Here is a 13,100-nt window from a genome sequence, read left to right as displayed (position 1 = left end):
TTGAGCCATAATGTTTTACAAAACTTTATAGCCATGCCTTCTACAAAATTTAATGTCGTTCTTGAGAACATTGAGTTATCGAAAGAACAAAAATCAGCCTTGCAAAAAGAACTCAATGCGGTAGTGTCCAAGCACGTTGCCGGTATTGACCACTCCGCTGCCATCGGGAAAAAAGATATGTTGAAAATCAATCCTGAATGGCTGGGAATCTGGCTTCGCCGTTTTAAAGATTTCCGTGCCATTGAGGTGTCTAAAACTTTCGACATCGTAAACCGATACGGCTGATGAAATCGCTTGACAAAGCCTGCCCCAGTGCCACTTGTGAAACTGGGGCGGCAGTCATTGGTATTGTCAATCAAGAGGGTTTTGTCAGTTTATTGCCTCAGAAAATTGATGTCACTAATGAATTTGTTGCCATTGCCCATCAAGGCAATACACCCGAAAAACGCTTCAGATTTACAAATAAATGTGTGGAAGGTGGATGTAGGCAATGGGATGGATCGCGCTGTACAGTTATCGACAGGGTACTTAATATGAATCAGGGTTTTGACGGCTTTGCTCATCTTCCCACCTGTAGTATTCGTTCTAATTGTCGATGGTTTTATCAATCCGGTGATAAAGCTTGCGCCGTTTGCCCTTTTATTATTACAAATAATATCGAGGCTGATGAGCAAGAGAGAATCAGTATGACCGAAACTCAGGAATTGGTCGTTTAATCCTGCTTTTCAAACTTTGGCACTTTGCTATCGTATTTCAGATAATTTCCCGCTACTGTAGCCGCATTACCAAATCCACATTCAAAGGCTTCATCCTGATAGACAATGGTAGCACCGCCCTCAAAGAAAATGATTTTGAGTTTACATTTTCCAAACTCATTATTTTCATAAAGGGCCTGGTTACCATTCAGTTTAAGGGTAGTTTTCTCAATAATGGCCTGATTGTAACTCGGGGCACCCCTGATGGCTTGCATCTCAACTATGATTTTATCCTTACTAATCTGATTTACGTATATGCTTCCCGTTCCTGCTTCTTTACCAAAGCTATAGGCATAAGTTCCTGTAGTATTAATAGGTGTAGATTCTATTTTTATGTCCGAAGTTTTTTTCAGACTAAAACTCATTTCTTTATCGCTATTAGGTTTCGACCAGAAGCCTGTAATCTCATCGCCTTTCCTTGTGCCGTAATAAATCCCTGTTACTTCCGATTTTGAATCGAACTCATGCAATAATACATTACCATTTTCTAAAGAACCTACTACTTTAATGGCTTGTCCTACTCTTTTATAGACTAACGTTCCGTAGATAAGGTTATCATCGAAAGTAAGGGTCATTAAGATAGGTATTTTGTTATTGATTAAACCATCAAAAGTTTCTTTCGACAGAGAGTTTTGCGCAAAAGAAAAGGAGCTAAAAAGAGAAAATGACAAAAGAAAAACGCTGAATATTCGGTTTATCATACAAATAGTTTTTGCTTGGTGATGCAAGATAAGAAATTTATCTTTTCTTTGTAAGAGTAAATAAACTCTATTCAAAATGAACACAAAACTTCGTTTCCTAACTATTACTTTTTTATTAATTTCTACCCTGAGCTTTGCTCAAAAGAACAAAAAAGGAGAAAAACTTTTCAATGGTAAAGACCTGTCCGGATGGGTGGTATACGGTACTGAAAAATGGTATGTTGAAGATGGTATATTGGTTTGCGAAAGCGGTCCTGACAAACAATATGGTTATTTAGGTACTGAGAAGAAATTCAAAAATTTTGAGCTGACACTTGATTTCAAACAAGAAGCAAACGGTAACAGTGGTGTGTTTTTTCATTCTTCAATTGCCGGAACTACCATTACAGGCTGGCAGGCAGAAGTAGCTCCTCCGGGACACAATACAGGTGGTATTTATGAGTCTCATGGCCGTGGTTGGATTATTAAACCAGAAGCTGAAAAAGACAAAGCCCTGAAAATGGGAGAGTGGAATACTATGACAGTGAGAGTAGTAGATAACGTAGTAACTACTATACTGAATGGTACTGAAATGATTAAACTGGATGATCCTAAAATTGGAGAAAGAGACGGTATACTGGCTCTGCAAATTCACAGTGGTGGTGGAATTAAAGTGAGATGGAAAAATATCGTTGTTAAAGAACTTTAAGAAATACTTAGTAAAAATAGGCCGGATAGCTTATCCGGCCTATTTTTATGGAAATACTGAATCTAAATCAAATACCTAAACACTATGAAGCAAGAAAAAACGACCTTGCAGTATCTTTTTAGCCTTCCTGTAATCGTTGCTGCCCTTGGTTATTTCGTTGACATTTATGACCTGCAATTGTTTGGCATTGTGCGTGTGCAAAGCCTTGAAAGCCTTGGTCTTTCTACCAAAGAAGAAATCTCGTCTGTAGGTACAACCATTATTAACTTTCAGATGATTGGGCTTTTGATTGGAGGAATTTTATGGGGTGTATTAGGCGACAAAAAAGGTCGCTTATCAGTACTTTTTGGCTCAATTATTACTTATTCCCTGGCTAATATTGCCTGCGGTCTAATCCCTCATATCAGTTTTATGGATAAGGTGGAGGCCTATAAATGGCTACGTTTTATTGCTGGAGTAGGTTTGGCAGGAGAGTTGGGAGCAGGTATTACTTTGGTGTCAGAAGTTTTACCTAAGCATCTGCGTGCTATTGGTACATCTTTGGTAGCTGGTATAGGTCTATGCGGGGCGGTAGTGGCTACATTTACTGTGAAACTTTCAGGCGACTGGACGATTGCTTATCTGATAGGCGGTGGTTTGGGAGTCGCTCTTCTATTACTTCGAGTAGGGGTTATAGAGTCAGGGATTTATAAAGATGTAGTAGGGAAGAAGCATGTAGAGAGAGGGAATTTCTTTTCATTTTTTACCAACGGTGAGCGCTTCATAAAATATATGAAATGTATTGGTATCGGGCTTCCTACCTGGTTTTGCATTGGTATTCTCACCTATTTCAGCAACGAGTTTGGTGAGGCAATGGGTATTACTGAAAAAGTTGACCCGGGTCTGGCTATTATGTGGGCTTATGTAGGTATTTCAGTTGGTGATTTCCTGAGTGGATTCATCAGTCATTTGTTTCACTCACGTAAAAGAGCTATTGCCGCTATGATGGCTTTTGCCCTTGTTGGTGTATTATTCTTCTTGTTTTCAGGCGGTATCAAAAGCCCGAATATGCTTTATGGCGTATGTTGCTGGTTAGGCCTAGGAACAGGTTACTGGGCAATGTTTGTAACAGTAGGAGCCGAACAGTTTGGTACTAACCTGAGAGCTACTGCGGCTACAACAGTGCCGAATATGGTGCGTGGTACAGTAGTGATTATGACCATTCTCTATAAATTCTTTAAGCCTGATCAAGGAGTAATTATTGCCGGAGCGATTGTGGGAGCAATTTGCTTTGCTATTGGATTCTACTCAACTCTGACTATTCCTGAAACACACGGAAAAGATTTAGATTTCTTAGAAGAATAGTTTTGCGGAGAATCTATGTCAATCCCGGTAAGGCCTAGGCCTTATCGGGATTTTTGTTTAGTGTTAAAATCGAGTCTGTTAGTTAGCCGATGTAAAGATTGCGTAAAAACCCCTAACAGAATGCGTATTTTTACGCTATGCAAAAAAGGGAATCCCTTATAGTTTTGTGCAATCAATTATAGTCATGAAACAAAAAGAGCTGACTTCTTTTAAAGACGTCAGCCCACCCTATGAACTCAAAACAATAAAGCTAATGACTATAATTTAGTATCTCTAAGGGCATCTTTATAAGTGCCCTCTTTATATTATTTGAAAGAATCTTTTTCGCAGCTATCTCCACCAAAAATAGTAATAACCTGATGAAATGCTTTTCATTGAGATACCTCGGAAAGGCAGAATCATGTTATATTGTCAATAAAAGAACTGTTATCAGATAACTCAATTTGCGCTGCACTAAAGCGATGGCTTTCTGATTTGCATTTTCTCTCTCGTCAAACGCTTATTTTACTTTATCCACTCTTTCTGGATATTGTTAATAAAATCATATGTATATCTCAACCCAAATCTCTATTTTTACTTGAATCAAACTTTAATCCCAATCAGAATATCTTTGACTGGAGTAAGAAAAATATATCATGATAAGATTTTTACTGGACTTCCAAACAACGGATATTTTAGTAATAACTGAAAAATCTGTTGAAAAAGTCGATTTCTATTATATTGCCGATTTTCTTAAGATTGAACGGAATAGCGAAAATAATTATAGACTATCAGTAAAAGAAATATTCCATGAGTTACTAAAGCATTGGAAAAGTGTGGTGATGAGTGATAGTTCAGAGATTTTTATTGTTTATGACTTATCTGACCAATATATCTCTGCGTTTTGTATTGAAAAATTTAATTTCAAAGGTAGAATGTATACAAAAATCACAAAAACACACACACAACAGATTTGTGGATGTAATATTACTACTGATATGACGAATGAAGATTTACAAAAAATTGAATGGGAAAAAGATGAAAATTTTCTACTTCAATATGATATCAAAAACATAATAAAAGGTATTGATTGGAGTATCGAAAATTTAAAAATTAATACCAATCCTATAGATATAGGATAAGCTCCTAAATATTCTCATATTAGGAACTAATTGGTAGTATCATCATTACTTTCCTGCTTTTTATTAAGTAGTTATAACTTAGTAACTTTGAAGGCTTCTTTATAAGTACCTTCTTTGTACTGCTCGAATGACTCTTTTTTGTAACTATCGCCACCAATAAAAGTGATAATCTGATGAAACGCCTTTGCGTCGAGGTAACCAGGTAAAGGCTGAATCATATTGTATTGGGCATCTAAGAAGACCGTTGTCGGATAACTCAGTTTACCCTGAAGTAAGGCAATTGCTGCTTGATTAGTATTACTTTTCTCGTCAAACCCGTACTTCACGCCTCCTACTACTATTTCCTGACGTGTTTCCGCGTCCAACTTTACCATGTAATAGTTTTTGTTCAGGTAATCAATTACATCTGGGTTAGTGTAAGTTTCTCTATCCATCACTTTACACCAGCCACACCATGCCGTATAGACATCAATGATAGTTTTACGCGGCTCTTTCTGGGTGCGATTGTAGGCCTCCTGCAGACTTATCCACTGTATTTCTTTTGTTGCCTTAGATGCGTTGCTTTCCTGAGCAAACGTGGTATAAGTTCCTGCAATAAATATTATTAATAAGAGAATATTTTTCATAATATGATTTTTTAATCAAAAATAGCAATTAATATACCAACTCACGGTTTAAAAAGGATATTTTACAGAGAAAAATATACCAGCTGTAGCTAAACGAACTTTTCCATAACCTACTTTTCCTAAAGGTGCTTTATAAAAGGGTTCTGCCTGGAAAGTTAAACGTCTGAAAAGTTGTCTTTCGTATCCGACTGACAGGTTTAGTACGCTAAATGGATACGCTCCGGTTTTGCCCTCCCAACTTTTGCGCTTAATATTCGGGTCATAAGGATTTTCATAGTTATAACGATATACTTCCTTTAACATTATATAACTGGTAAATCCACCACTTACAAACCAGCGACTATTGGGTTTTTGTGAAATATCATATCTCAAATTAAGCGGAATATCGAGCATTTTACAGGTTGCATCAATGTCTTTCAGAGGCGATGGCATTGTCCAGTAAGCGTTCCATTCATATTGGCTTGGCAATGCACCATAGTACTTCATCGAACGAATGACACCTGTTTGGATGCTCATGCGATTATTAAAACGATATTCCAGAATAGCCGCCCAGTTATTACCTACTTTAAATATTTTGTTTGAAGGAATAAAGCTCAAATCTGGAGATATAGCTAAACGTATATTTAATCCTCTTTTAAATGCAGTATTTGTCCTTGGCATTATTACAGGTGCAAGATCAGGCGATTCAAATTGAACATCTGGCAGTTTCAAGCCTATATCATACAAATGTATGACTGGTGACAGTGCATTCACAGATGCCCATTGCGTTTTTTCAATTGTAGCGGCTGAATCTATTGTTGAAGCCCGACTTTGAACCACGGTTTTCAAATCATTATTAACAGTATTGGAAGAGTTGATTTCATCCGCTTTTTGATTATTGGCAGTTCTTGTGTCTCTTAATGCAGATGGTTGCTTGTTAGTTTTGCCTATACTATTATTCTCTTCTTTCTCTGATATTATAGGTAATTGAGATTTTGCTTCAATTCTATCTTTAGCAATTACTGCATTTGTTTCATTTGCAGGAGTAGACCCATCAGAGGATTTTTTATTTACTTTATAACCATTAGTTTTAGTATTTTCGGTAGTTTTTTTATCTGATGATATAATTTTTGTTCTTCTTTCACTTCCCAGAGGGTGAGTCTCTTCTTGCCTGGTTACATTTGCTTTTGCAGCTATATCTGTCTTGCTATTCTCTTGCATTTGCTTAGCTTTCAGAGAAACAACTTTTTCCGCTTTAGCGGTTGTATTATCAGTAGATTTTAATGTTTCATTGGCCTTTTTAGTGCTTTCCTTACTATCTGGAGCAACTACTTTATCTGTATCATTTTGTATAGTAGTTTCTTTGGCATTTTCGGGGTTCTCTGTATCTACTTTGTGTGTTGCTACATCTTTTTCTACGACCTTATCTGTTTGCTTTACCGGATTTTCTTTAGTATCTCCTTTTATTTTCGTTACTGCGTCTGATGGTTTTCTTAAAAAGAAATAAGTTCCTGTAATCAGCAGTAACAACACAACTACTGCAGGCAAACCCCACTTCGTCAGTGGATTGCCTCCTTTACCCTGACTTGATGGAGGCAAAGAAGCCGCATCAAGTTTTTGACTCATTTTGTTCCATGCATCAGGTTCGAAGCCGATGTCAGACTTTTCAGCAGAATCTCTGAAAAGGTCATCAAACTCGTCATCTGATAAATCATGTAGGTTTTTGCTCATTTTATAAAAACGGCTTCTGATACAGAAACCTGCTAATTTTTGTTGTCAGTCAATGCACCTTCAATTTTCATAATCATTTTTCGGAGTGCTTCTCGTGCGCGTGATAAATTTGATTTTGATGTTCCTACTGAAATTTGTAATTGCTGCGCTATCTCTTCGTGCGAAAACCCATCAATTACAAACAAATTGAATACCATTTTATAGCCCGATGGTAATCTCTTTACAAGTTCCAGTAGTTCGTCATGATTCAGTTGACTCAAAGCATTACTTTCAGTTGAAGAAACGTCGTATGCTTCATTGAGATTTTCGTGGAAATAGTGTTTTTGTTGGCTCCGGTAATAATCTAACGCTGTGTTGACGATAATTCTTCTAAACCATGCCTTGAAAGGGTAGGATGAGTGCCGCCCGCTGGCATCGTATTGCTCTCCTTTGGTGAACACTTTCATAAAGCTATCGTTCACAATTTCTAACGCTTCTTCACGATTCTGGTTATAACGTAAACAAACCCCCATTGCAAAGCCATAGAATAGCCTATAAAGCCTTTCCTGGCTTTTTCGGTCACCCTTTAAGCTTGCAATCAATAATTCTTCCGGACTATCAGGCAAATGATTTACCATAACTGATTTGAATACGAAAAAAACTGCGCGGTGGTTGCGTTCTACCTGTAAATAATACCCAACGTTAGTGAAAAATGCGACAAAAAGCAATACATGAGAGACAAGAATGGCACTTTCGGGTAGCTATGAATATTAATTTTTCTGATACAAAAGTTTCATTAAATTTGAACAAGACTATACGTATTTATCAGGATATGGATTATTATTTAGGCCTCATGTTACGTGCTGTAGCCGTTTACTTATTTATGATTGGAGCTATCAGACTCTTTGGTAAAAGAGAACTAGCCCAGCTATCGGTTATCGACCTGGTTTTTATCCTGCTCATCAGCAATGCTGTGCAAAATGCCATGGTAGGCCCGGATAATTCATTAGTCGGTGGGCTCACAGCAGCCGGAGGTTTATTTATTGCCAATTTTGTGCTGAAAAAACTGATAGGCCGATACGACTCTATAGGCAGGCTTATACAGGGGCAACCCGTTATGCTTATTTATAACGGTGCGATACAAGAGAAAAACCTGATAATAGCAGGTTTTAGCCATGCCGAACTGGAGGCTGCTATCAGAGAACATGGCGTTGAAAGAATTGAAGACGTTGATTTAGCCATGCTTGAAGTTGATGGTAATATAAGTGTATTGACCGATGATTTTAAAACAAAATCACGCCGGAAACGTATTCACAAAACCTTGCAGAAACCTAATGCAACTACATAAACATGGTCTGAATTTCCTCTTTCAAGAATTTGAGGGCATCAGTAGTAGGCTGTTTGTTTTCGGTGATTACCCGTTCAAATACTTTTTTGGATAAATCAATAGCAGGGGCATCAGTAGCTAAATCTTTGGCTGAGGTATTCAATAAAGTTACTACGTCATTCATAGCCTGACGGATTTTCTCCCAGGCTTCATGTGAAAGATAAACTTGCTGTGAAAGATTATGGTTGAACTCTTCTCTGATTTCTCTTAATAATAATTGCTGAAAATCAAGTACCTGCATACCACTATTGCCTAATCTTACCAATAGGTTATTAGGCGTAATACGTTCCAGGAAAAGCGTCATACGCTCGTAGGCCTGTAAACGTAAGGGTGTAACAAGCTCCGTATTTTTTTGCTTAATCTCTAATTGTTTTTGTTCAAACTGCTTTTGTAAAAAGGTCTGAACAGTGAGGTACATACCATATAAAACTGCCGCTGCAGGGATAAGAATCTTCAATAATTCGGTCACTAAGGCCATTGGATTTCTTTTTTCAGAATTTTGTGATGCAAAATTATACATTAGTCTATTAGCTAATGTAATGAATGTGTGATTATTTTTGTTGCTATGTGGGAATAACGTTGCCGAACCAGATGATAGTATTTACCGAAATAGCAAAAGAAGAAATAACTAAAACACTCAATTCACCACAAATTCCTGATGGTTATGCCTTACGGGTAGGTATTAAAGGAGGCGCTTGTTCGGCAAACTATCTTTTAGGTCTAGATAAAGCGACTGAACAGGACGAAACATATGATATAGAGGGGGTAAAAGTAGTAATAGACCGCAAACACCTCATGTATCTGATAGGCGTAAAGATAGACTACACACAAACCGAAGCCGGATTGGGCTTTGTAATTCTGAAAGACTGATTGCTTTTGGCATGGTTTTCGTTAAATTTTTCCCGAGAATAAATAGGTGAACATGGATTTGAAGTTATTTAAGAAACATCTCTTCCTTATTCTCTCCATAGTATTTACAATCACTGCTGCCCTAAATTTCTTTATTTTTGAGAAAGATGCCCCCCGGGCATCAAAGGAACACTATGTAAATGCTATCAGAGAAAGAATAAGGAATGAAATCGTACGGTCAAAAGATGAGCTTTTCAGCATAGGAACACAGTATCAGAAAGCGCCTGAAAGCACTTTCCTGAATTTCGAAGCTGTAACGGTTTATCCTTATTATATTTTTAAGAATGGTCAATTAGTTTATTGGTCAGATCACCGCTTTGTGCCTACCTATCCCGAATTAGCCGGCAATACCGAAACCAAACTATTAAGCACTGACAATAGCAAATATATTGTTAATGCCATCAAGTTTGGCAGTAAAGGTGGTATAGTGGAGGTGTTTTCGTTAATTAATCTCTATCGTAAATTCCACAACGAAAACGATTATCTGCATAATGGGTATAATCATAAAATATTCTCAACTGAGCCACAGAATGTATCAGAGCAAGCCACAAAAGAGGCATTTCTGAATATTACTGATGATAAAGGGCATTTCCTTTTTTCTGTCATTCCGCCGCAGCTTGAAAAACTGGCTACTTCTAATATTCCGAGTAACACGCTTTTCCTGCTCGCTATCAGCATTCTTTTATTAGGTATTTATATAGCCCAATGGATTGCTAACCTGGTAAAGGCACATCAGTTTGGTCGTGCTTTTGCACTGCTGGCTGCTTATCTGATTTTTATTCGCCTCATGATGCTATCGAATAGTATTCCGTTCGTTGTCTACGAGTCGAATCTCTTTAATCCTAAATTCCTAACCATCAATGCTTTGGCGCCATCACTTGGCGATATGCTGCTCAATGCCGTTGTGGTATTTTTATTAGTAGGCTATCTGGTTACTTACTTCTATCGGTCTAATACTTACTACAAACTTTTTAAGACACCGAAGCTACTACAGAATATTATCTCAGTTGTACTGGTAGCAACATCAATTGCCATCACAGGTCTGTTTTTCAGAAACCTGTGCAATGTCTACGAGATGTCGCAGTTTACATTAGACCTGGCCCTGAGCATTTCGTTTTCATCATTGAAAATCGCTGCTCTGCTATTTTATGTAGTTCTGTCCATTATCTTTTTCTTATTCAATCACCTGCTTTGCAGCCTTTTCTTAAGGTTGAATAAAGATTTTAAGATGGGGATAATCCTTTGGTTAGCCGGAATGTTAGTGGGTTTATTAGTGATTAGTTTAATCAATCAATTCCGTTGGGTATACATAGTAGTGGGGCTTTATTTCTTGTTGGTATATATTAACAGATTCCCACGCTTCTTCTATAATTTCAAGTATAAAACAACCATCTATTTTTTTACAGGTGCTTTTGTATTTGCATTTATAGCCATGTTTGTCATTTTTCATGAAGAACAGAAAAAAGACTTTTATGATAAGCTGAAATTCGGACAAAAGTATCTGGCAGAAAATGATGTATTAGGAGAGGGTCTATTGGCGAGGGTAGTGCAGACTGTACAAAAAGATACTGCGATCAGTGCTGCTTTGGCACGAGCAACCCTGGCTCGAGAACAGACGCAACAGATTGTTAAAAGTAAACACCTTGATCTATATTTTGACAGATATGATACCGATGTACTGGCATTTAATAAAAACGGCAAATCTCTGGACCTATCAGAAGGGGTAAATAATCTGGCTTATTATCAGGAAAACTTCCAAAAGCCTGAGTATAAAACCAATAATCCGAATGTATTTTTTATAGATGATATAGGCAATAATTTTATTAAGCAATATGTAGCTTTTATACCTGTCAGCAAAAATAATAGTCCGATAGGGAGTGTAGTGCTTGAGTTGAAATTGCGCGACGAGTTTGCCGAGAGTGTTTATCCTGAATTGTTAATGGATAAAAAGTTTGCCCAGACACCTGAAACCAAAAATTATAGTTATGCCATTTATGATGAGAAAAACCAGTTGATTTTCAACTCAGGTAACTATAATTATAGCCGTAAATTACCTGCTGCGACATTAGAGAATAAAGAATTGTATGAAAAAGGCATTGAGTTGAATGACTATAATCATATAGGCAAAATCGGGCAGAATGGGCGCAAGATTGTTATTTCTTCTAAATACCATATTTGGCAGAGTGTTTTTCCAAACTTCTCATTCCTGTTTTTGCTTTCGGTGCTTTGCATAGTATTTGTGATGCTGTTGTATACCCTGAAGTACAGTTTCAGGAATATGAATGTGAATTTCTCTACCAAAATTCAGCTATATCTCAATGCAGCGTTCTTAGTACCTTTGGTCTTGGTAGTAATTATTACTCTGAGTGTCATTAACTCAACGTTTGTAAGTAATCAGGAGAAAGCCTATCTGGATAACACCAAAAATATTACGTCTACTGTGCAATTGCAATTGGAGAATTTTACGCAGAAGCGTATGAGCAGGGCATTTCTGGAGCAGGAAATAAATGATCTGGCGCACGATACAAAATTGGATATCAACTTATATAATTTAGATGGCAAACTTAATCTGACTACCCGTCCGCTAGTTTATGAGTATGGTTTGATTTCAAATTTCATTAATCCGGTGGCTTATAGACGGATTATTGAAGAAAAAGAAAATGAAGCCTTATTGACAGAGACCTTGGGTAGCCTGAATTATAAAACATCCTATATGATTATCAAGGGGCAGGATAGTAAGCCTTTGGGTGTAATAGGTATTCCGTTCTTTGACGCTAAACCAGTTTTAGACCGTCAGGTAACTGAGGTAGTCGCATCTATTCTGAATATCTTTACCTGGCTGTTCCTGATCTTATTAGTTATTTCTTATTTTGCTTCGAATGTTCTGACGAATCCGTTGAGAATTGTAGCCCAAAAACTAAAAAAGACCAATCTGGATAAATTGCATGAGCGGTTAGACTGGAATTCAGATGATGAAATCGGGCTTTTGATGCGCGAATACAACAAGATGTTGAAGAAGCTAGAAGAGAGTAAAGTAGCACTTTCGTTGAGTGAAAAACAAACGGCATGGCGTGAAATGGCTAAACAGGTGGCGCATGAAATCAAAAATCCGCTGACACCTATGAAGCTATCTATTCAGCAGTTACAACGCACGTTGGTTGTTGATAATCCGAAGGCCAAAGAGCGTATTGGAAGAGCCTTAAATTCTTTGACAGAGCAGATTGATAATATCAGCGAGATTGCTAACTCATTCTCGGAGTTTGCCAAAATGCCTGTACCTCGCAACGAGACATTTGATTTGGTACCACTGATTCAGAAATCAGCCGATTTATATGCTGAGGATGAAAAGATTGCGCTCAATCCCTACGTTAAAGAAAAAGAAGCATGGGTAGTGGGCGACCGTCAGTTCATGAGTCGGGTAGTTACCAACCTGATTATTAATGGCATTCAATCGGTTCCTGCCGGGAAAAGACCTATTATTAATCTACGTTTGTATAAAAGCGAAGAAGATAAAGTAATCATCGAAATACAGGATAATGGTTCAGGAATACCCGAAAATCATCGCCAGAAAGTATTTTTACCGAACTTCACTACAAAAATCGGAGGGTCCGGTTTAGGCTTGGCGATGGCTCGTCGAGGGGTAGAACATGCAGGAGGAAATATCTGGTTTGAAACCGAAGATGGGCGTGGCACTACGTTTTTTATTGATTTACCGTTAGCGTCAACGAAATAATAGTTCATTTAAACTGATTCCTCCACCAGTAGGCGAGGCGGACAACCATTGCCCGCCAAGCTGATTTCTTTACACTTTTCTTGTTCTTTGGTGTGGCTATTACGTAATTGGTCTTCATTTCTTAGCTATCAATAAATTCCTACTTCT

The 13,100-nt window shown here is 37.6% G+C and carries 13 protein-coding genes; 8 read left to right on the top strand and 5 right to left on the bottom strand.

The window, feature by feature from the left end; all coding sequences use genetic code 11:
• The first annotated feature begins 33 nt into the window (after positions 1 to 33).
• Together D0T08_RS11245 and D0T08_RS11240 are read left to right on the top strand one after the other, a co-directional pair.
• On the top strand, positions 34 to 285 hold the full coding sequence (locus D0T08_RS11245) for a hypothetical protein (protein WP_116982731.1): 252 nt from the start codon (positions 34 to 36) through the stop codon (positions 283 to 285).
• A complete protein-coding gene (locus D0T08_RS11240) occupies positions 285 to 716 on the top strand; it encodes a hypothetical protein (protein WP_116982730.1) in 432 nt (143 codons plus the stop codon). Before D0T08_RS11245 ends, D0T08_RS11240 begins: the two co-directional genes overlap by 1 nt.
• Here D0T08_RS11240 and D0T08_RS11235 read toward each other — a convergent pair.
• Complete coding sequence (locus tag D0T08_RS11235) at positions 713 to 1,456, bottom strand: hypothetical protein (RefSeq protein ID WP_147322762.1); 744 nt, start codon at positions 1,454 to 1,456, stop codon at positions 713 to 715. The genes D0T08_RS11240 and D0T08_RS11235 overlap by 4 nt on opposite strands.
• A 76-nt stretch (positions 1,457 to 1,532) precedes the next feature.
• Here D0T08_RS11235 and D0T08_RS11230 point away from each other — a divergent pair, with 76 nt between their 5' ends.
• From D0T08_RS11230 to D0T08_RS11220, 3 genes are all read left to right on the top strand, one after another.
• The gene (locus tag D0T08_RS11230; RefSeq protein WP_116982728.1) at positions 1,533 to 2,144 is read left to right on the top strand and encodes a DUF1080 domain-containing protein; all 612 of its coding nucleotides are present in this window, start codon (positions 1,533 to 1,535) and stop codon (positions 2,142 to 2,144) included.
• Between the two features lie 84 nt (positions 2,145 to 2,228).
• Entirely contained in the window at positions 2,229 to 3,488 is a 1,260-nt protein-coding gene (locus tag D0T08_RS11225; protein WP_116982727.1) for an MFS transporter, read from the top strand.
• Between the two features lie 635 nt (positions 3,489 to 4,123).
• Positions 4,124 to 4,609, top strand: a complete 486-nt coding sequence (locus tag D0T08_RS11220; RefSeq protein WP_116982726.1) for a hypothetical protein — start codon at positions 4,124 to 4,126, stop codon at positions 4,607 to 4,609.
• A gap of 71 nt (positions 4,610 to 4,680) precedes the next feature.
• On the opposite strand, the gene D0T08_RS11215 is transcribed toward D0T08_RS11220, so the two are convergent.
• From D0T08_RS11215 to D0T08_RS11205, 3 genes are read right to left on the bottom strand one after another with little or no spacing between them, the layout of a single operon-like run.
• Positions 4,681 to 5,235, bottom strand: a complete 555-nt coding sequence (locus D0T08_RS11215; RefSeq protein ID WP_116982725.1) for a DUF255 domain-containing protein — start codon at positions 5,233 to 5,235, stop codon at positions 4,681 to 4,683.
• Between the two features lie 48 nt (positions 5,236 to 5,283).
• Entirely contained in the window at positions 5,284 to 6,945 is a 1,662-nt protein-coding gene (locus D0T08_RS11210) for a hypothetical protein (RefSeq protein ID WP_116982724.1), read from the bottom strand.
• A 32-nt stretch (positions 6,946 to 6,977) separates the two neighbouring features.
• Positions 6,978 to 7,562, bottom strand: a complete 585-nt coding sequence (locus tag D0T08_RS11205; protein ID WP_116982723.1) for an RNA polymerase sigma factor — start codon at positions 7,560 to 7,562, stop codon at positions 6,978 to 6,980.
• A gap of 74 nt (positions 7,563 to 7,636) precedes the next feature.
• On the opposite strand from D0T08_RS11205, the gene D0T08_RS11200 reads away from it, so the two are divergent.
• Positions 7,637 to 8,272: a DUF421 domain-containing protein gene (locus D0T08_RS11200; protein WP_229238944.1), complete on the top strand. Its 636-nt coding sequence runs from the start codon at positions 7,637 to 7,639 to the stop codon at positions 8,270 to 8,272.
• Here D0T08_RS11200 and D0T08_RS11195 read toward each other — a convergent pair.
• Positions 8,265 to 8,789, bottom strand: a complete 525-nt coding sequence (locus tag D0T08_RS11195) for a hypothetical protein (protein WP_116983023.1) — start codon at positions 8,787 to 8,789, stop codon at positions 8,265 to 8,267. The genes D0T08_RS11200 and D0T08_RS11195 overlap by 8 nt on opposite strands.
• A gap of 113 nt (positions 8,790 to 8,902) precedes the next feature.
• Here D0T08_RS11195 and D0T08_RS11190 point away from each other — a divergent pair, with 113 nt between their 5' ends.
• Positions 8,903 to 9,181, top strand: a complete 279-nt coding sequence (locus tag D0T08_RS11190) for an iron-sulfur cluster assembly accessory protein (protein ID WP_116982722.1) — start codon at positions 8,903 to 8,905, stop codon at positions 9,179 to 9,181.
• 52 nt (positions 9,182 to 9,233) lie between these two features.
• On the top strand, positions 9,234 to 12,953 hold the full coding sequence (locus D0T08_RS11185) for a HAMP domain-containing sensor histidine kinase (RefSeq protein WP_116982721.1): 3,720 nt from the start codon (positions 9,234 to 9,236) through the stop codon (positions 12,951 to 12,953).
• The last annotated feature ends 147 nt before the right edge of the window (positions 12,954 to 13,100 follow it).

This window comes from Emticicia sp. C21 (assembly GCF_003418935.1).
Taxonomy (GTDB): Bacteria; Bacteroidota; Bacteroidia; order Cytophagales; family Spirosomataceae; genus Emticicia.
Note: the sequence above shows the minus strand (reverse complement) of the source record. Positions and strands in the feature narration are given on the sequence as shown.

What these genes read in the sequence shown, in the direction of transcription:
- D0T08_RS11215 (WP_116982725.1), bottom strand. Translation starts at nt 5,235, where the DNA reads ATGAAAAATATTCTCTTATTAATAATATTTATTGCAGGAACTTATACC.
- D0T08_RS11240 (WP_116982730.1), top strand. Translation starts at nt 285, where the DNA reads ATGAAATCGCTTGACAAAGCCTGCCCCAGTGCCACTTGTGAAACTGGG.
- D0T08_RS11190 (WP_116982722.1), top strand. Translation starts at nt 8,903, where the DNA reads ATGATAGTATTTACCGAAATAGCAAAAGAAGAAATAACTAAAACACTC.
- D0T08_RS11230 (WP_116982728.1), top strand. Translation starts at nt 1,533, where the DNA reads ATGAACACAAAACTTCGTTTCCTAACTATTACTTTTTTATTAATTTCT.
- D0T08_RS11225 (WP_116982727.1), top strand. Translation starts at nt 2,229, where the DNA reads ATGAAGCAAGAAAAAACGACCTTGCAGTATCTTTTTAGCCTTCCTGTA.
- D0T08_RS11195 (WP_116983023.1), bottom strand. Translation starts at nt 8,789, where the DNA reads ATGGCCTTAGTGACCGAATTATTGAAGATTCTTATCCCTGCAGCGGCA.
- D0T08_RS11185 (WP_116982721.1), top strand. Translation starts at nt 9,234, where the DNA reads ATGGATTTGAAGTTATTTAAGAAACATCTCTTCCTTATTCTCTCCATA.
- D0T08_RS11245 (WP_116982731.1), top strand. Translation starts at nt 34, where the DNA reads ATGCCTTCTACAAAATTTAATGTCGTTCTTGAGAACATTGAGTTATCG.
- D0T08_RS11200 (WP_229238944.1), top strand. Translation starts at nt 7,637, where the DNA reads ATGCGACAAAAAGCAATACATGAGAGACAAGAATGGCACTTTCGGGTA.
- D0T08_RS11235 (WP_147322762.1), bottom strand. Translation starts at nt 1,456, where the DNA reads ATGATAAACCGAATATTCAGCGTTTTTCTTTTGTCATTTTCTCTTTTT.
- D0T08_RS11220 (WP_116982726.1), top strand. Translation starts at nt 4,124, where the DNA reads ATGATAAGATTTTTACTGGACTTCCAAACAACGGATATTTTAGTAATA.
- D0T08_RS11205 (WP_116982723.1), bottom strand. Translation starts at nt 7,562, where the DNA reads ATGGTAAATCATTTGCCTGATAGTCCGGAAGAATTATTGATTGCAAGC.
- D0T08_RS11210 (WP_116982724.1), bottom strand. Translation starts at nt 6,945, where the DNA reads ATGAGCAAAAACCTACATGATTTATCAGATGACGAGTTTGATGACCTT.